Annotated in this window: 15 protein-coding genes and 1 pseudogene; 9 read left to right on the plus strand and 7 right to left on the minus strand. The window is 70.4% G+C overall.

Going from position 1 to position 17,725, the window contains the following annotated elements:
- Positions 1 to 100: 100 nt before the first annotated feature.
- On the minus strand, positions 101 to 1,747 hold the full coding sequence (locus STRBO_RS0121930; protein WP_005473737.1) for a glycoside hydrolase family 27 protein: 1,647 nt from the start codon (positions 1,745 to 1,747) through the stop codon (positions 101 to 103).
- Between the two features lie 102 nt (positions 1,748 to 1,849).
- Positions 1,850 to 2,254: pseudogene (locus STRBO_RS0121935) on the minus strand (non-reducing end alpha-L-arabinofuranosidase family hydrolase); the annotation flags it as partial.
- 706 nt (positions 2,255 to 2,960) lie between these two features.
- Between STRBO_RS0121935 and STRBO_RS45970 the strand changes: the two are divergent.
- From STRBO_RS45970 to STRBO_RS0121955, 5 genes are all read left to right on the plus strand, one after another.
- Positions 2,961 to 3,329, plus strand: a complete 369-nt coding sequence (locus STRBO_RS45970; protein WP_106438143.1) for an RICIN domain-containing protein — start codon at positions 2,961 to 2,963, stop codon at positions 3,327 to 3,329.
- Between the two features lie 211 nt (positions 3,330 to 3,540).
- Positions 3,541 to 4,974, plus strand: a complete 1,434-nt coding sequence (locus STRBO_RS0121940) for a glycoside hydrolase family 43 protein (RefSeq protein WP_020114768.1) — start codon at positions 3,541 to 3,543, stop codon at positions 4,972 to 4,974.
- Between the two features lie 565 nt (positions 4,975 to 5,539).
- Positions 5,540 to 7,060: a S8 family serine peptidase gene (locus tag STRBO_RS0121945; RefSeq protein ID WP_005473729.1), complete on the plus strand. Its 1,521-nt coding sequence runs from the start codon at positions 5,540 to 5,542 to the stop codon at positions 7,058 to 7,060.
- 86 nt (positions 7,061 to 7,146) lie between these two features.
- Positions 7,147 to 7,440: a hypothetical protein gene (locus tag STRBO_RS40335; RefSeq protein ID WP_020114769.1), complete on the plus strand. Its 294-nt coding sequence runs from the start codon at positions 7,147 to 7,149 to the stop codon at positions 7,438 to 7,440.
- A 136-nt stretch (positions 7,441 to 7,576) separates the two neighbouring features.
- On the plus strand, positions 7,577 to 8,578 hold the full coding sequence (locus tag STRBO_RS0121955) for an endonuclease/exonuclease/phosphatase family protein (RefSeq protein ID WP_005473725.1): 1,002 nt from the start codon (positions 7,577 to 7,579) through the stop codon (positions 8,576 to 8,578).
- A 22-nt stretch (positions 8,579 to 8,600) separates the two neighbouring features.
- Here the strand turns inward: STRBO_RS0121955 and STRBO_RS0121960 are convergent, their stop codons facing one another.
- The 4 genes from STRBO_RS0121960 to STRBO_RS41840 all read right to left on the minus strand — a co-directional run bounded on the left by STRBO_RS0121960 (position 8,601) and on the right by STRBO_RS41840 (position 11,178).
- A complete protein-coding gene (locus STRBO_RS0121960; RefSeq protein WP_005473724.1) occupies positions 8,601 to 9,299 on the minus strand; it encodes a response regulator in 699 nt (232 codons plus the stop codon).
- A gap of 215 nt (positions 9,300 to 9,514) precedes the next feature.
- Positions 9,515 to 10,207 (minus strand): CBS domain-containing protein, encoded by a 693-nt coding sequence (locus STRBO_RS0121965; RefSeq protein ID WP_005473722.1) that lies wholly within the window; start codon positions 10,205 to 10,207, stop codon positions 9,515 to 9,517.
- Between the two features lie 36 nt (positions 10,208 to 10,243).
- Entirely contained in the window at positions 10,244 to 10,711 is a 468-nt protein-coding gene (locus STRBO_RS0121970) for a cyclic nucleotide-binding domain-containing protein (protein WP_005473721.1), read from the minus strand.
- A gap of 272 nt (positions 10,712 to 10,983) precedes the next feature.
- The gene (locus STRBO_RS41840; protein ID WP_005473720.1) at positions 10,984 to 11,178 is read right to left on the minus strand and encodes a hypothetical protein; all 195 of its coding nucleotides are present in this window, start codon (positions 11,176 to 11,178) and stop codon (positions 10,984 to 10,986) included.
- Positions 11,179 to 11,405: 227 nt separating this feature from the next.
- Between STRBO_RS41840 and STRBO_RS0121980 the strand changes: the two genes are divergently transcribed.
- From STRBO_RS0121980 to STRBO_RS0121990, 3 genes are read left to right on the plus strand one after another with little or no spacing between them, the layout of a single operon-like run.
- The gene (locus tag STRBO_RS0121980; protein WP_020114770.1) at positions 11,406 to 12,311 is read left to right on the plus strand and encodes a universal stress protein; all 906 of its coding nucleotides are present in this window, start codon (positions 11,406 to 11,408) and stop codon (positions 12,309 to 12,311) included.
- A 25-nt stretch (positions 12,312 to 12,336) separates the two neighbouring features.
- Positions 12,337 to 13,359 (plus strand): zinc-dependent alcohol dehydrogenase, encoded by a 1,023-nt coding sequence (locus tag STRBO_RS0121985; RefSeq protein ID WP_020114771.1) that lies wholly within the window; start codon positions 12,337 to 12,339, stop codon positions 13,357 to 13,359.
- 5 nt (positions 13,360 to 13,364) lie between these two features.
- The gene (locus tag STRBO_RS0121990) at positions 13,365 to 14,282 is read left to right on the plus strand and encodes a universal stress protein (protein WP_005473717.1); all 918 of its coding nucleotides are present in this window, start codon (positions 13,365 to 13,367) and stop codon (positions 14,280 to 14,282) included.
- 17 nt (positions 14,283 to 14,299) lie between these two features.
- Here the strand turns inward: STRBO_RS0121990 and ppk2 are convergent, their stop codons facing one another.
- A complete protein-coding gene (gene ppk2, locus STRBO_RS0121995) occupies positions 14,300 to 15,103 on the minus strand; it encodes a polyphosphate kinase 2 (protein ID WP_020114772.1) in 804 nt (267 codons plus the stop codon).
- Between the two features lie 47 nt (positions 15,104 to 15,150).
- On the opposite strand from ppk2, the gene STRBO_RS0122000 reads away from it, so the two are divergent.
- Entirely contained in the window at positions 15,151 to 17,532 is a 2,382-nt protein-coding gene (locus STRBO_RS0122000) for a phosphoketolase family protein (RefSeq protein WP_005473713.1), read from the plus strand.
- The last annotated feature ends 193 nt before the right edge of the window (positions 17,533 to 17,725 follow it).

Below are 17,725 nucleotides of genomic sequence, written 5' to 3' on the forward strand. Positions count from 1 at the left end.
CGGCCGTGACGGGGAGGAGGGCGGTCCCCGTAGCGTGGCACGCTGTCGTGGGACCGCCCTCCTCCGGTCGGGCGCTTGCCTGCGTGGCGGGAGGCGCGGGCTACCGGAGAGTGGTCCACTTCTGGTTGTTCTGGCCGTTACAGGTCCACAGGACGGCCGGGGTTCCGTTGGCGGTTCCCCCCTGCTGGGCGTCCAGGCACAGTCCGGCGTGGACGTTGCGGATCGACCCGTCGGCCTGCGTCGTCCACTTCTGGTTGTTCTGGCCGTTGCAGGACCAGATGATGACGCGTGTGCCGTTGGTGGTGCCCTGGTTGTAGGCGTCCAGGCACTTGTCGCCGTAGACGCGGATCTCGCCTCCGGCCCAGGTGGTCCAGAGCTGGTTGGCGGCGGTGTGGCAGTCCCAGATCAGCGCCGTCGACCCGGCCGCGGTGGAGGCGCGGTCCACGTCCAGGCAGCGGCCGGAGCCGGTACCGCGCAGGCGTGCGGTGGTGGAGGCCACGGGGCTGCCGCCGGTCATCTTGAACACGGCCACACCATGCGCCGGAACGCTCACGGAGATCTGGCCCGAGGTGTTCGACGTAGCACCGGTCCACAGGTCGGTGAGGGTGAACGATCCGCCGGTGAGGCCGAGTTGCGCGGCCGTGGAGGTGAGGGTCGCGGTGCTGTTCCGCCGGTTGAACAGACCCACCGCGACCGAGCCGTCGGACAGGGGCTTGGCGAACACCTCGGTGTCTCCGTCGTCGCGCACCCTGCGTCCGCCCGCGCCCAGCGGATCCTGGTTCACCGCGAGCAGACGGGGGTTGCGCAGGATCGCGCTCACGTCACTGGACATGGTGCGGATGTCGTTGCCCGCGATGAGGGGGGCCGAGAGCAGCGCCCACAGGGCGAAGTGGGAGCGGGACTCGGTCAGCGACAGACCGGGACGGCCGACGACCAGCATGTCGGGGTCGTTCCAGTTGCCCGGACCCGACTGCGCGGCCAGCGGTGCGGTGATGTCCAGGACGTTGCCCACGCCCATGGGGTAGCTGTTGGTGTTGCCGTTCTGCCAGATGTCGAGCAGGTCCTCGGTCGTCCGCCACAGGTCGGCCACCTGGCCCCAGTCGTAGGTGGCGCCGGTGGGGGAGTGGAAGCTGTTGGGGTTGATGCTGTAGATGATCGGGCGGCCGGTGGCGCGCAGGGCGTCGCGCATGATGGTGAACTGGGCGATCTGTTCGTTGAGGGTGCCGCTGCCGGAGCACCAGTCGTACTTGAGGTAGTCCACGCCCCACGAGGCGAACGTGGCGGCGTCCTGGGCCTCGTGGCCCTTGCTGCCGGTGGAGCCGGGATAGGTGCCCACGCCCTGGGCGCACGTGCGCTCGTTGGGTGCCTGGTAGATGCCGAACTTCAGGCCCTTGCCGTGGATGTAGTCGCCGAGCGCCTTCATGCCGCTGGGGAAGGTGGTCGGGTTGGCCCGGAGGTTGCCCGCGCTGTCACGCTGTGGGTTGAACCAGCAGTCGTCGACGACGACGTACTGGTAACCCGCGTCCTTCATCCCCGAGGACACCATCGCGTCGGCGGCCTGGCGGACCTGAGCCTCGGTGATCCCGCATCCGAAGCTGTTCCAGCTGTTCCAGCCCAGCGGCGGGGTGAGCGCGGGGCTGCCCGGCGCGGCCTGGGCGGGCGTGCCGACGGAGGCGGTGACGCAGGCGGTGAGCGTCAGGGCGGTGGCCGCGATGAGACGCAGTATTCGTTTGTGCAGGGGAACCATGGAGGGGGGTCCTTCCCGGCCCGCGAGGCGGAAGCCGTTCTGCGGGCCTGAGAGCACGGTCATGGGAGCACGGTCATGAACTGGTGATCGCGAGCGGGAGGATCAGCGCTGCAGGGTGAGCACGCCGGGCCGGTAGGGCCACTTCTCGTAGGGGGTGTTCGGCGGCATGGTGCCTCTGCCCTGGTAGAGGAACTGCAGGTTGCAGGGGCCGACGGTCATGGTCTGGTCGGGGTTGTTGCGGACCAGGTCGCCGTGGCTGATGTCGTTGGTCCAGGTGGCCCCGCTGTTGGCCTTGCCCGCGAAGGGCCTGCTCTCGGTGGCGGCCTGCGGGGTCCAGGAACCGCTCAGGCTGGAGGAGGTGAACGAGCGGAAGTAGCGCCCATTGGCACCCCGTGCCTCGACGATCATGAGGTACTGGTTCTGGCCCTGGACCTTGTACACCTGCGGGGCTTCGAACAGGTTGTCCGCCGTGTCGCTCATGATCGTGGTGTACGAGGAGCCGAAGCTGCGTTGACCCTTCCGCTCGGATGCACGGCGGACGGGTCGCGTGCTTGCGCGCGGCCGACAGGGCGCCGTACGGCTGGCCGACGGCATCACGGCGAAGCCGTGGACGGCGACCACCGTCCTGGCGACCTCTGTTCCGGCCGCCATGCCGACGGGAAACTCAAGCGCGTGGGACTCATCCGGCACAGTGGTTCGTCCTGTTCGATCGTCGGAACTCCGCCTGATTCGTCGATCGTGGGCGAGGCGGCGGCACGGCTCGACGAAGACGCCCGGGGCCCGCAGGGGGCTCGGACCATCGGTCCACGCTGCTGCTACATGGGATGGATTAAGGGATATGAATGTTGCCTGTGTCTAGTCCCGCGACACAAAAGGCTGAATTGCTGGCCCGGTGAGCGGCTGGTCGTGACGGACGGATGAGTCAGACATTGGATGTGTAGTGCGGGTGGCCAGAGGGTTCGACAGTCCGCCGTTGTCGTCAGGGTGCCAGGGAGGCGGCTGACGGCGATGCCCCGGAAGGCGTGGACGATCTGTTGACTTCCGCGCGGCCGGAGCCCTTGGTTCAGCGCGTCGAGCCGTTCGGCATGACGGGCGCCTCGGGGGGCGACCTCCGCGGTGACGCGGGCAGGGTGGCCGCGACTCCTGCCTCCCAGCCAAGTTGTTGGATCGGATCCCCCAACTCCTCGTCTGTAAAGGGGACTTTCGGCAGCCCATGCGGTCCAGCTCCGCGCCCCATCTCGACCAGGTCTCCTTCGCGTCGGCGAGCGTGCGCATCGGCGCCCCGGTACCAGCAGAGACCGGCACGACCGACACCTACGCCGTCGTCAACCAGTTCAGCGGCAAGTGCCTGGGCGTCGCGAACGTCTCCACGGCCGACGGCGCCGCTGTCCAGCCAAGAACCGGATCTGGCGCCTCTCCGGCGAGGACTGACCTGACCCACGCCACCCCTCGCCAGGGGACCGCGGGCTCCGCAGTCGCCGTGGTTCGCTTGCGCGCACAGAAATTTCGCAGCGCAGATCAGTCGGTCCCATTGACGTGCCCTTACCCGAAACTTATCTTCTGTCGAAGTTACGTACAGTGATCGAAATTTCGAACGCTAGGCCGTCAAAGGAGACAGCCGGTGCATCCCACCTGTCACTGGTCCACTCTCGTGGCTCCTGAGTCGGCCCGGCCGGCCTCACCCGCCCTCACCCCGCCCCCGTGTCGGCTCCGCCTCCGGCGGCCGCCGACACGCTGAGGCGCTGAGAAACCGGCACCCGATCATGGCACCCGTAGCACGACAGGAGACGCGCATGGCCAGGCTCATCAGCCGGCTGGCGGCGATATTGGTCGCCGCCTGTCTACTCTTCACCTCCCAAGCCCTGACCGCACCCGAACGGGCCGCCGCCGCCGACCCGGGTTACCTGATGGTGCACTTCACGGGGGAGGGGTCGGCCAAGCAGCAGATGTACCTCTCGCACAGTACGGACGGGGTGCACTGGAACGACCTCAACGGCGGGGGCATGGTCCTGCGCTCCCCGGTCGGCACGAAGGGGGTGCGCGACCCCGCGCTGGTGAGATCCCCCGACGGCAGCAAGTACTGGATCATCGCGACCGACCTGTGCATCGACTGCGGGCAGACGTGGAGCCAGTCCATCAACAACGGCAGCCGTAACCTCGTGGTGTGGGAGTCGAGCGACCTGGTCACCTGGTCCCAGCCGTGGCTGCTCAACGTCGCCGGAGCCATCCCCGACGGACGCAACGCGTGGGCACCGGAGGCGATCTGGAACCCCGAGACCGACGACTACGTCCTGTACTGGGCGACCAACGTGCCCCTCAACGGCGTGACGAAGCACCGCATCTACTACGCCCGCACCACGGACTTCCGTACCATCACCACCCCGCAGACCTACATCGAGCGTCCCGGCACCCAGGAGATCATCGACACCCAGATCATCGAGGTGCCCTCGGGTGTCGGCGACTACCGCTACGTGCGAGCCTCCGGCGACGGCCAGATCACCCTCGAAGGCAGCAACTCGATCCTGGGGACCTGGACCAACCTCGGCAACCTCTCCGGCATCGGCCTCACCGGGTCCATGGTGGAGGGCCCGATGTGGATGAAGTTCAACGGCACCAACAAGTGGGGCCTCTACCTCGACCAGTACGCCACCAGCGGCGGCTACATGCCGGTCCTGACGACCGACCCCTCCAACCCCGCCGCGTACCAGAAGCAGACGTCGAGCAGCTACAACATGGGCGGCACGAAGAAGCGCCACGGCTGGATCCTGAACCTGACGGCCGCCGAGGAGAGTCGCGTGCTGGCACGCTGGCCCAACACCGCGATCAACCGTCTCCAGTCGTACAACTTCCAGGACCGGTACGTGCGTCACACCAACTTCGACGTGCGCATCGACCCGACCGTCAGCCCCGTCGACGACTCCCAGTTCCGGATGCGAACAGGCCTGGCGGGCACCGGTACCGTCTCCTTCGAGTCGGTGAACTTCCCCGGTCACTTCCTGCGGCATTCGGGATTCGACTTCCAGCTGGCCTACTACGACGGCACGAGCGGGTTCGCCGCGGACGCCACCTTCCGCCAGGTCGCCGGGCTCGCCGACGCGACATGGTCGTCGTTCCAGTCATACAACTATCCCGACCGGTACATCCGCCACTACGCGTACCAACTCAGGCTCGACCCGATCACCACCGCCACGGGGCGCAGCGACGCCACCTTCCGCGTGACGAGCTGACCCGACCCGACCCGGCCGGGATGCCGGCGCCCTCACGGCGACCTCCCGTCCCCTGCCCGCCCTCCGCTCGGGCGGGTAGGCGCCGGCATCCCCTCCCATTCCGGGCACCAAGTCCCATTAGTGCGGGCCGACTTTGGCCTTCTACGGGGGGTCTGCGGCCTCGGGGCTCCGGTCGGCCACGACGGCGCGGCCAACTCCCAGGCACGGCATGCCGGATGATGCCGGGGACCTCGCCGACCTCCGCGACCGGCTTGCCGCCGGGCGTGCCCCAGATCCTGGACGCGACCCGGTGCGGCGCTTCCCGCTCACGGACCCGCCGCTCCTCCAACGTGTCGGGCGCGCTTGACCTTTCGCGATTCAACCGTTGTCGTTTTGACGGGTCAGCAGGCTCCTTCCGTCCCTCCATCGGCTGAACGGGTGGGGGGAGACCTTTCGTGCGATATTTGTGTATTGCGGGTAATTCCAACCCGCGGCGCGCGGCGGGCGACATCGAACAGCAGGACGCAGAGCCTCCCACGCCGGCCGCTGTGCGGCATGGATACCCAGGCGGAACGAGGTGGCAGAGATGAACGCGCCCTACCCGAACGGCAGCCAGAGGTTCCTCAGCAAGCCGAAGATGCCGAAGCTCGACAACGGCCTGCCCAGCATCGTCTACGCACAGGCCTCACCCCGTTCGATCGGAGGCACCTCGCTCTTCGAGACCGGTGCCGTCACCGCGCGAACGGCCCAGGCGGTCCAGTCCGAGCCCCGCGTGGTGGAGCAGGCAGCGCAGCAACTGCGTGACGCCGGGTTCACGGTGTTCCGCGACGCCGAGCGTGGCCGAGGCGGCGCCGGCGAACTCGCGCGGGAGGCGACGCTCAACATCTCCGGTCCTCCCGACCTCTACGAGCGTGCCTTCCGCTGCTCGCTGGAGTCCCAGGAGCGGCCGGTGCTCAAGGAGCACCAGAGGGAGGATCTCGCCACGTTCGTGGAATGCCCGCAGACCGAGATGCCCGGTCTCATCGACACGGCCGACACCGACTTCTCGAACGTCCTGGAGGGCGTCGCCCTGGAGGAGCCCCGCTACTTCTTCGCCACCGCGATGGCGCCGACCACGGATTACTGGCACCTGGACGTCCCGGGCGACGTCTCGCTCGGCTGCAACGCCGACAAGGTGCACCGCGCCGGCGTCACCGGCAAGAACATCAAAGTCGTCATGACCGACTCGGGCCACTTCCGGCACCCGTTCTTCTCGGCGCGCGGCTACCGGGTGCGACCCGTGGAGCTGGGGCCGGGTGCCACCGCGCCGACCGACGACGAGAGCGGGCACGGGACCGCCGAATCCGCGAACATCTTCGCCGTCGCGCCCGACGTGGACTTCACGATGGTCAAGATGAGCTTCTTCAACACCATCGGGGCGTTCAACAGAGCCGTCACGCTGAACCCGCAGGTCATCAGTAACAGCTGGGGGTCGAGCACGCGGCGTCCCAGTGAGTTCAGCGCGGCGGACCAGGCGCTGGCCGCAGCGATCGCCGTGGCCGTCGCCGGCGGCATCATCGTGGTGTTCTCCGCGGGCAACGGCCATTTCGGCTTCCCGGGCCAGCACCCCGACGTCATCTCCGCGGGCGGGGTCTTCATGTCCCCCGACGGGGCCCTGCGCGCGTCGGACTACTCCAGCGGATTCCCCAGCGAGATCTTCCCCGGCCGCAACGTCCCCGATCTGTGCGGTCTGGTCGGCATGCGGCCCAAGGCGGCCTACATCATGCTTCCGGTCCAGCCGAACGACGACATCGACCGCGGCCTGGCCGGGAACAACCACCCCGACGGCGACGAGACCCTGGCCGACGACGGCTGGGCGGCCATCAGCGGCACCTCCGCCGCCGCTCCCCAGCTCGCCGGTGTCTGCGCTCTGGTGAAGGAGGCCGCCCCCCAGCTGAATCCGGCCCAGGTCCGAGACGTCCTGCGCCGAACAGCCCGAGACGTGGCAGCGGGCCGTTGCTCCGTCCAGGACGGTATGGGGCACTTCGCTGTCCCCGGCCCCGACCTGGCGACCGGAACGGGACTGGTCGACGCCCACGCGGCCGTCACCGCCGCCCGTCAGCTGTAGCACCGTCAGCCGTGCCCCTGCCCGACGACCGCCGGCGACTCCTGTCAGCGCTGGTCGTCCTCCGCCCGTCAGGGGAAGGGCCGGTCATGGACCGGCTCACCGCCGACCGCGTCCACCGGCTCGTCCCCTCCCCGGACGTGGTGCGGACCGTCAGGCAATGGTTCACCTCACGCGGCTTCGAGGTGGGGGACGCGGTCGGTATTTCCTTCGCGCTCACCGGACCGCCCTTCCTGTTCGACGCGACCTTCGCTCGCCCGGAGGATCAGGGCGTCCCTCGACACGAGGCGCTGAGCGTCGACGCCCTACCCCGCGACGTGGCCCGGCACATCAGCGAGATCGCCTTCACCACGCCCCCCGACTTCGGCCCCGCCCATCCATGAGCATCCCGATACGCGCCCAGTCCCACCGTTGCCCCACCGCTGCCCGGCGGAACGGCAAGCGGGTCCCGCCCTCGCCCCACGCGGCGACGTGACCGGCTTTCACGTATCCCGCCCACGGTGAACCAAGGAGGAACCTGTGACACCGATACGGATAGCCACGTTCAACCTGGAGAACTTCGACGAGCCCACCCCGGAGGTCCCGCGGCCGTTGCTGAAGGAACGCATCGCCCTGATGAAGCCGCAGATCACGAGGCTGAGGGCGGACATCGCCTGCTTCCAGGAAGTCCACGGTCAGGAACGCCCCGGACAGCCGCGCGACCTGCTCGCGCTGAAGGAACTGCTTGCGGGCACCAACCTCGACGGCGCGTCCCTGACCAGCACCAAGCCCGCGAACGACGCGGTCTTCGACCTGCGCAACCTGGTCATCGCCACCCACATGCCGGTCATCAAGCGCCAGCAGCTCAAGAACGACCTGGTCAACGAGCCCCGCTACCAGCGGCTCACCGCCGACCCGCCCGACGCCGCGCCGGTCGCGATCGGAATCGAACGGCCCATCCTGCACGCGCAGATCGACATCGACCACGCGGCCCCCGGCCGTCTGCTCCACGTCATCAACCTGCACCTCAAATCCAAGATCCCCAGCGACATACCCGGCCGGCTGATCGGCCCCCGGCACGACATCTGGAGCAGCGCCGACAGCTGGGCCGAAGGCAGTTTCCTGTCGTCGATGAAACGAATGAGCCAGGCCCTGGAGGTCAGGCGCCTCATCGACCAGATCCTCGACGACGACCCCGACGCGCGCATCATCGTCGCCGGTGACTTCAACGCCGAGCCGGAGGAGGTGCCGGTCCTGGCCATCTGCGGCAACGTCGAGGACACCAACAACGGCGACCTCGCCACCCGCGTCCTGGTCCCCATCGAGCACACCATCCCCAGCGAGGCCCGCTACACCCTCTTCCACCACGGTCGCGGCCAGATGATCGACCACATGCTCGTCACCCGCAACCTCCTCGCCCACTACCGGGGCTCAGAGATCCACAACGAGATCCTCCACGACGACTCCATCGCCTTCGCCACCGACATCAAGTACCCCGAGTCCGACCACGCCCCCGTCGTGGCCAGCTTCGACTTCGACTGACCTCACAGCCGCCTCGCGCCCCTCACCCCGTGGCGTCGCCGGTGTCCGGGCGTTCCAGATGGGAGGCCAGGACCGCGGCCTGGACGCGGCGCTGGACGCCGAGTTTGGCCAGGAGGCGCGAGATGTGGTTCTTGACGGTCTTCTCCGACAGGTAGAGCTTCTTGCCGATCTCGCGGTTGGTCAGGCCGTCGCCGATGAGGGCGAGGATGTCGCGCTCGCGGGGGGTCAGGCTCGCCAGCTCGGGGGCGACCGCGGGTGTCTCGGCGGGGTCGGCGCGCAGGGAGCGCATCAGACGGGCCGTGGTCGCGGGGTCCAGCATGGACTGGCCGGCGGCGACCGTGCGCACCGCCGAGACCAGGTCGGAGCCCCTGATCTGCTTCAGTACGTACCCCGAGGCGCCCGCCATGATGGCGTCGAGGAGGGCCTCCTCGTCGTCGAACGAGGTCAGCATCAGACAGGCCAGCTCCGGCATCCGGTTGCGCAGCTCCCTGCAGACCGTGATGCCGTCCCCGTCCGGGAGACGCACGTCGAGGACGGCGACGTGGGGGCGCAGGGCCGGGCCACGGGCCAGGGCGTGCTCCACGGTGTCCGCGTCGCCGACCACGGAGATGTCCGGTTCGGCGTCGAGCAGGTCGATGATGCCGCGGCGTACGACCTCGTGGTCGTCCAGCAGGAAGACACGGATCGGATCCTGCTCCGTGAAGGTGCGTGTTCCGGTCATGACGGCCCCTTGTCCCCGATGTCCGTGGCGGCGGCCCGCGACGGCGGACGGACGGTGAGCCGTCCGTGGTGACGATCATCGCTCGCGGGGGCCGGATGTACCAGGGCCATCCGGCCCTACCCGCCCCGCCATCCGGCCCACCGGGCCGTGGTTCACGGCCGGGCGGCCCTGTGCCGTGGACCATCGGCCGTGTCGTCGGCGGCGCGTCGTGCCCGTCAGGGGCGCGGCGGAACGGAGCCCTCTGTGGCCGTCGCCTCGGACGAGCCGCGCCCCTCCAGGTCGAAGTCCACGTCCACCACGCCTTCCACGGCGCGGACCAGGCGGGCGGCCACGGGGATCAGGGAGGTGTCCCGGACGCGTCCGGCGAGCCTGGCGACCCCGTCGTGGACCTCGACCCGGATCGTCGACCCGGGCGGTGGGAACAGGGGGGCCACGACCTCGCGCCGCACCTCCTCGGCGATCTCGTCGTCGGCGCGCAGGAACACCTTCAGCAGGTCGGCTCTGCTGACGATGCCCTCCAGCATGCCCTGCTCGTTCACCACCGGCAGCCGTTTGACCCTGGCGTGCGCCATGATGCGGGCGGCCTGGGCCGACGTCGCGTCCGGTCGGGTGGTGAGTGCCGGGGAGGTCATCAGGTCCGCCGCGGTCGAGCCACCGGCCTTCGCTAGATCCGACAGACGGCGCAGCTGGGTGTACCGGTCGGGGTCGCTGTCGCGGAACTCCTCCTTGGGCAGCAGATCGGCTTCGGAGACGACACCGACGACGCGTCCCTCGCCGTCGAGGACGGGCAGGGCGCTGACCCTCCGGTCCTGCAGCAGCCGCACGATCTCCTTGAAGCCCGCCTCGCGTCCCACGGCGGCGACCGGGTACGTCATGACGTCGCTGACGGTGTGCGGGGTGCCGTTCACGGGAGTGGCCCCTTCCTGTCTCGGATCCCGCTGTGCTCAGACGAGGCTGCCGCCGGCACCGTAGGGGGCGTACAGGTCGAGCAGTCGTGTCCGGGCGGAGTGCAGGCGGTGGGCGAGCACGTCTCCCACCCACTGGGTGACGGACCGCCCCAGAGCGGGGTCCTCCTGGCACATGAGGCGGACGGCCGTGGCGTCGAACTCGTACGCCCGCACGGGGGTCGTCGTCTCGGCGCCCAGATGCCAGGCATGCGGGGAGAAGAGCCAGGACCAGCCGATGAGTTCGTTGTGCCGGAGGGTCTCGATGACGGCCGGACGGCGGCCGGGAACACGCATGTCGAGATCGATGCTGCCGGTGCGGATGATCCAGAACCGGTCGGCCCGGCCACCCTCCTCGAACAGACGCGTTCCCTGGGGGAAGGACACCTCTCGGGCGACGCGCATCAGCCGCTGCCGGTGGTCGGCGGGCAGGGCGCGCAGCATGCTGGGAGTGGGCGTGGCGATCATGGCGTGCCTCCCGGCGGGGGGTAGGGGTACTGCCAGGGCCAGCATGAGCCGGACGCGCGGGGCCGGGCCATGGGCCATCCGGTCCCCTGCCCGGGCCACTCGGCCCGGGCGCACGGAGCCTTCCGACTCGCCCCGCGCCCCCCGGGGCAGTGTGGCGAGTCCACGCGCTCGTCACCCCTTTGGAGCGTCTGGAGCGCTGGGTGGACCGCACCGGGCCTGCGATCATCGCATCCGCCGGCGCCTCACCGGACTGCAGTCGTCCCGGATCTCGCTCAGGGCTTGCCAGGGTGGGTGTAGCGGCCGGGGGCACCGACGGCGAGCGGGGTGACGGCGGTCGCCGTCACCAGCGCGTCGGGGCCTCGGGGCCGGCCGGGGTCACCCCTGAGCCGGCGCGCGCCGGTGGCGGAGGAGGACGCCGCCCCCTGCGGACAGGGCTGTTCGGCCCCTCGGCCACCGATCTTCGGCATCCGGTGGCTGTCGCCCCCCGACCGCCGGGGCGGCGCCGCGGTTCGTGGCCGTCGGGGGCTCCCGAGCCGTCGTCCTCGCCGCCCCGGCCACCGCCCACCGCCGCCCGCGCCCGTGCCGGAAAGAGGGCCGTTCGGCCCGTGGCAGGGACCTGCGGCCCCTGCCACGGGCGCTGTCCGAGAACAAGGATCGAAGCGGGTTCCCGATGCGCGGACATAGGAGAGAGATCATGACCCGTACCGTCACCGTCGGTCTCGACGGCTCACGTGAGAGCCGCGCGGCGGCCGAATGGGCCGCCCGCGAGGCGCGGCTGTCCGACCTGCCGCTGAAGCTGGTGCACGTCTATGAGCCCGCGCCGGATCCCCTCGCCCAGGCACCGCTCCTCGGCGCCGAGACCCGGCGGCACTGGACCGAGCGGATTCCGCGTGAGTCGGCCGAAGGGCTCCGGCTGCGGCACCCCGGTCTCCGCGTGAGCACCGAGCAGCTGTCCGGCCGCCCCTCCGAACTGCTGGTGAGCGCCGCGAAGGACGCCGAGCTGCTGGTTCTCGGCTCACGCGGGCTCAGCGGGATCGGCGGTTTCCTGGTCGGCTCGGTCGGTCTCGCCGTCATCGCACACGCCGAGCGTCCCGTGGTCGTGGTCCGGGCCGGTGAACAGGCCGCGGACGAGCACGAGATGGACCCCGCCGGCATACCGTCCGCCGGGTCCCCGTTCCGCCCCGTCGTCCTCGGTCTCGACATCGAGAGCCCGGACGAGGAGCTGATCGCCTTCGCGTTCGAGGCAGCCGCCCGCCGGGGCACGTCGCTTCGGGTCGTCCACGGCTGGAACCCCCCTCCGTACTACGCCTACGGCCTCGCCGTCGACCTGGAACTCCACGCCTCCCTCGCCCTGCGCGAGAACACCGTCCTCACCGAGGTCGTGCGGCCGTGGCGCAAGAAGTTCCCGCACGTCGAGGTCACCGAGGAGTCCCACTACGGCACCCCCGGCAACCACCTCGTCGACGCCTCCCGCGAGGCCTCGCTCGTCGTCGTGGGCCGCCGGATCCGCCGCAACCCCTTCGGCGCCCACATCGGGCCCGTCACCCACGCCGTTCTGCACCACTGCACCGCCCCCGTCGCTGTCGTCCCCCACAACTGACGTGCCACGTGAAGGAGTTGTCACCATGAAGGCAGCGGTCGTACGAGCCTTCGGCGAGCCCCTGGTCATCGAGGAGCTTCCCGACCCCGAACCTGGCCCCGGCCAGGTCCGTGTCCGTGTCGAGGCGTCCGGGCTGTGCCACACCGACATCCACGCCGCCCACGGTGACTGGCCCGTCAGGCCGCACCCGCCGTTCGTCCCGGGGCACGAGGGTGTCGGCCTCGTGGAGAGGCTCGGTGAGGGGGTCACCCACCTGTCCGTCGGGCAGCGGGTCGCCGTGCCCTGGCTGGGCCGCGCCTGCGGACGGTGCGAGCACTGCCTGTCCGGCTGGGAGACGCTGTGCGAGGAGCAGGTCAACACCGGCTACGGCTGCGACGGCGGCTACGCCGAGAAGATGCTGGCCTGGGCCGACTTCGCGCAGCCGGTGCCCGACGGCGTCACCGCCATCGACGCCGCTCCGCTGACCTGCGCCGGCGTGACCACGTACAAGGCGCTCAAGGTCGCCGACGTGCGGCCCGCGCAGCTCGTCGCGATCTCCGGAGTCGGCGGGCTCGGTCACCTGGCCGTGCAGTACGCCAAGATCGCCGGAGCCACCGTCGCGGCGATCGACGTCACCGACGAGAAGCTGGAACTCGCCGCCGAGCTCGGTGCCGACCTCGTCGTCGACGCCCGCAAGGAGAACGTCGGCGAGGTGCTCAGGCGGCACGGGGGAGCCCACGCGGCCCTCGCGCTCGCGGTGGACGACGCGGCCTTCGCAGCCGTCCACGCGGGCCTCAGACGCCGCGGCAAGCTCGTCATGGTCGCCCTGCCCGCGCACGGCACCGTCCAGGTCCCGATCTTCGACACCGTCCTGAACGGCACCAGCGTGATCGGTTCGATCGTGGGTACCCGGCAGGACCTCGCCGAGGTGTTCCAGCTGCACGCGGCGGGCCGGACCAGGGTCATCTGCGAGACCCGCCCGCTGACGGCCGTCAACGAGTGCATCGCCGAGGTGCTGCGCGGCCAGGTCAGGGCAAGGATCGTCTTCGATCTCGACGCGGGACGGTGAGTGCGGTGGCCATCACGGAGGACCAGCCGATCGTCGTCGGCGTCGACGGCTCCGAACCGAGTCTGCGGGCCGTGGACTGGGCGGCCGACGAGGCCTCCCTGCGCGGGGTGCCGCTGCGCGTCGTGTACGCCTCGCTGTGGGAGCGCTACGAGGGCGCCCGGCTCGCAGAGGAGCTGGAGGAGTCGTCCGAGCGCGTGCGGGCCGGCGACATCGTGGAGACCGCGGCCCGGCGCGCCCGGCGGCGCCGGGCCGACGTGAAGATCTCCACCGACGTGCTGCCCGAGGAACCCGAGTACACGCTGCTGAGGGAGAGCCGCGACGCCTCGCTGCTGGTGACGGGCACCCGCGGCCGCAGCGCCCTCACCGAGGCGCTGCTGGGCTCGGTGAGCCTGACGGTGGCCGCGCACGCGCACTGCCCGATGGTCGTCGTGCGCGGCAGCCACGACAACCGGGCCCTGCCCGCGACCCACGGCCGCGTCGTCGTCGGCGTCGGCGGCGGGACCGGCCCGGCCCACGGGGCCGAGCGGAGGCCCGTCACGAACCCGGCAGCGGTGCGCTTCGCCTTCGAGGAGGCGCGCCGGCGCGGGGCGCAGGTCGAGGCGGTACGCGCCTGGCGGTGCCCCGCGCACGAGAGCACCGACCATCCGCTGTTGGCCGGGGACCCCGCCGGTCCGCACGAGCGGCAGGCCGCCGAGGCCCTGGAGGCCGCGCTGCGGGACGCCCCCGCCGATGTGCGGCTACGGCGCCGTACGGCCGAGGGGTACGCCCGGAACGTGCTGGTCGACGCCTCGTACGACGCCGACCTCCTGGTCGTGGGGGCCAGGCGCCGGGAGCGGCACTTCGGGCTCCAGCTCGGCCGGGTGGCGCACGGCGTGCTGCACCACTCGGCCTGCCCGGTCGTGATCGTCCCCGAGAGCGGGTGACCGTGGTGACCGGCCGCTCAGAGGCTCGCCGCGTGATCGGGGACGTAGGTCTGCAGATCACGCGGCGGACGCTCGTAGCCGGTCGACGGCGGTCGGGACGGCAGCTCCAGGACGGGCGGCGGGACCTCGTGGTACGGCACGGAGCCCAGCAGATGGGCGATCATGTTCAGCCGCGCCCGACGCTTGTCGTCGCTCTCGACGACGTACCAGGGCGCCTCGGAGACGTCGGTGTGCACGAGCATCTCGTCCTTGGCCCGGGAGTACGCCTCCCAGCGGGCGAGCGACTCCAGGTCCATCGGCGACAGCTTCCAACGCCGCAGCGGGTCCTCCAGCCGCTTGCGGAACCGCTCCTGCTGCTCACCGTCGCTCACCGAGAACCAGTACTTGCGCAGCAGGATCCCGTCCTCGACCAGCATCCGCTCGAAGATCGGGCACTGCCGAAGGAAGATCTGGTACTCCTCCTTCGTACAGAAGCCCATCACATGCTCGACCCCGGCCCGGTTGTACCAGGACCGGTCGAACAGCACGATCTCCCCGGCGGCCGGCAGATGCTCCACGTACCGTTGGAAATACCACTGGGTGCGCTCGCGCTCCGTCGGCTTGGGCAGCGCGGCGATCCGGGCGACACGCGGGTTGAGATGCTCGGCCACCCGCTTGATCGTGCCGCCCTTGCCCGCCGCGTCCCGCCCCTCGAAGATCACCACGAGCCGGGCGCCCTCCGTCCGTACCCACTCCTGGAGTTTCACCAACTCCGTCTGCAGGCGCAGCAGTTCTTCCTCGTACGCCGCGCGCGGCACCTTCGTCGCCCTCTTGCCAGCCATGCCGCCTCCACCACCCGACGACCCGTCGATGAGTTCCGGAGTCACCCATGACCAAGGTCGAACACCAGAACGTCACCGTACTGACCGACGACGAACTGCGCACCCTGGACGCCCACTGGCGGGCCGCCAACTACCTGACCGCCGGGCAGATCTACCTGATGGCGAATCCGTTGCTGACCGAGCCCCTGGCGCCCGAGCACATCAAGCCCCGGCTGCTCGGTCACTGGGGCACCTCACCCGGCCTCAACCTCGTGTACACCCACCTGAACCGGGTGGTCAGGCGGCGCGGGCTGGACGCGCTGTGCGTCTGGGGGCCCGGCCACGGCGGACCGTCCGTGCTGGCCAACGCCTGGCTGGAGGGCAGCTACAGCGAGACGTACCCGGACGTGCCGCGCGACGCGGCGGGCATGGAGCGGCTGTTCCGGCAGTTCTCCTTCCCCGGGGGAGTGCCCAGCCACGTCGCCCCGGAGGTCCCCGGTTCGATCCACGAGGGCGGCGAACTCGGCTACTCGCTCGCCCACGCCTACGGGGCCGCCTTCGACAACCCCGGCCTGCTGGTCGCCTGTGTGATCGGGGACGGCGAGGCGGAGACCGGCCCCCTGGCCGCCTCCTGGCACTCGAACAAGTTCCTCGACCCGGTCCACGACGGTGCCGTCCTGCCGATCCTGCACCTCAACGGCTACAAGATCGCCAACCCGACCGTGCTCTCCCGCGTGCCGGAGGCCGAACTCGACGAACTCCTGCGCGGCTACGGCCATGTACCCATCCACGTCACCGGCGACGACCCGGCGGCCGTCCACCGGGCGATGGCCCGCGCCTTCGACGAGGCCCTCGACCTCATCGCCCTTCAGCAGCGGGCGGCCCGTGAGGACGGTGCCACGCAGCGGGTGCACTGGCCGATGATCGTCCTGCGTACGCCGAAGGGCTGGACGGGCCCCGCGGAGGTCGACGGCCAGCCCGTCGAGGGCACCTGGCGCGCCCACCAGGTGCCCCTGGCGCACGTCCGCGAGAACCCCGAGCACCTGCGGCAGCTGGAGGCGTGGCTGCGGTCGTACCGGCCCGAGGAACTGTTCGACCGGGGCGGCCGCCCCGTCGCCGACGTCCTCGCCTGCGTGCCCTCCGGTACCGGGCGACTGGGCGCCACCCCGCACGCCAACGGCGGGCTCCTCGTGCGTGACCTGCCCATCCGCTCCCTGGACGACTTCGCCGTACCGGTCGAGAAACCGGGTACGACCATCCACGAGCCGACCCGTGTCCTGGGCGGTCTCCTTGAGCAGATCATGAACGACACCCGCCAGCGGCGGGACTTCCGGGTCGTCGGACCGGACGAGACGGCGTCCAACCGCCTCCAGGCCGTCTTCGAGGCCAGCGGCAAGGCCTGGCAGGCCGAGCGTCTGCCGGTCGACGAGCACCTCGACCGGCACGGCCGGGTGATGGAGATCCTCTCCGAGCACCTGTGCCAGGGCTGGCTGGAGGGATATCTGCTGACCGGGCGGCACGGGCTGTTCTCCTGCTACGAGGCGTTCGTGCACATCGTGGACTCGATGGTCAACCAGCACATCAAGTGGCTGAAGACCTCGCGGGAGCTGCCCTGGCGGGCCCCGATCGCCTCCCTCAACTACCTGCTCACCTCGCACGTCTGGCGGCAGGACCACAACGGCTTCTCGCATCAGGACCCCGGTTTCGTCGACCACGTCCTCAACAAGAGCCCCCAGGTCGTCCGCGTCTATCTGCCGCCGGACACCAACACCCTCCTCTGCGTCGCCGACCACGTCCTGCGCAGCCGCGACCACGTCAACGTCGTCGTGGCCGGCAAGCAGCCCTGCTTCGACTGGCTCTCCATGGACCAGGCCCGCGCCCACTGCGCGCGCGGCGCCGGCATCTGGGACTGGGCCGGCACGGAGAACGGCGGCGAACCGGACGTGGTGCTCGCCTGCGCGGGTGACGTGCCCACCCAGGAGGTGCTCGCCGCCGCCCAGTTGCTCCGCCGCCACCTGCCCGACCTGGCCGTCCGGGTCGTGAACGTCGTCGACATGACCCGGCTGCTGCCCCACGAGGAACACCCGCACGGGATGAGCGACTTCGAGTACGACGGCCTCTTCACCACCGACAAGCCGGTGATCTTCGCCTACCACGGCTACCCGTGGCTGATCCACCGCCTCGCCTACCGCCGCACCGGCCACAAGAACCTGCATGTGCGCGGCTACAAGGAGTCCGGCACCACGACGACACCGTTCGACATGGTCGTCCGCAACGACCTCGACCGCTACCGCCTGGTCATGGACGTCATCGACCGCGTCCCCGGCCTCGCCGTCCGCGCCGCCACCGTACGCCAGCGCATGGCCGACGCCCGCACCCGCCACCACGCCTGGATCCGCGCACACGGCACCGACCTGCCCGAGATCGCCGACTGGACCTGGCACAGCTGAGATCCGGAGGGGCCGGTGCCGTCGAGTACACCGGCCCCCTCCGCGCACCGGGGCCCCGGCCGAGGCGCCTACGAGGGCACCAGGGCCAACCGGGCACCGTGAATCCTCGTCCTCCCCACCGGTTCGCCACAGCCCATGACTCGGCTCCTCCTTCCTCTCGCAGCACCACCGAATTCCCGGCCGGGGGCGGGCC

The sequence above is a fragment of the Streptomyces bottropensis ATCC 25435 genome (genome assembly GCF_000383595.1).
Classification (GTDB): domain Bacteria; phylum Actinomycetota; class Actinomycetes; order Streptomycetales; family Streptomycetaceae; genus Streptomyces; species Streptomyces bottropensis.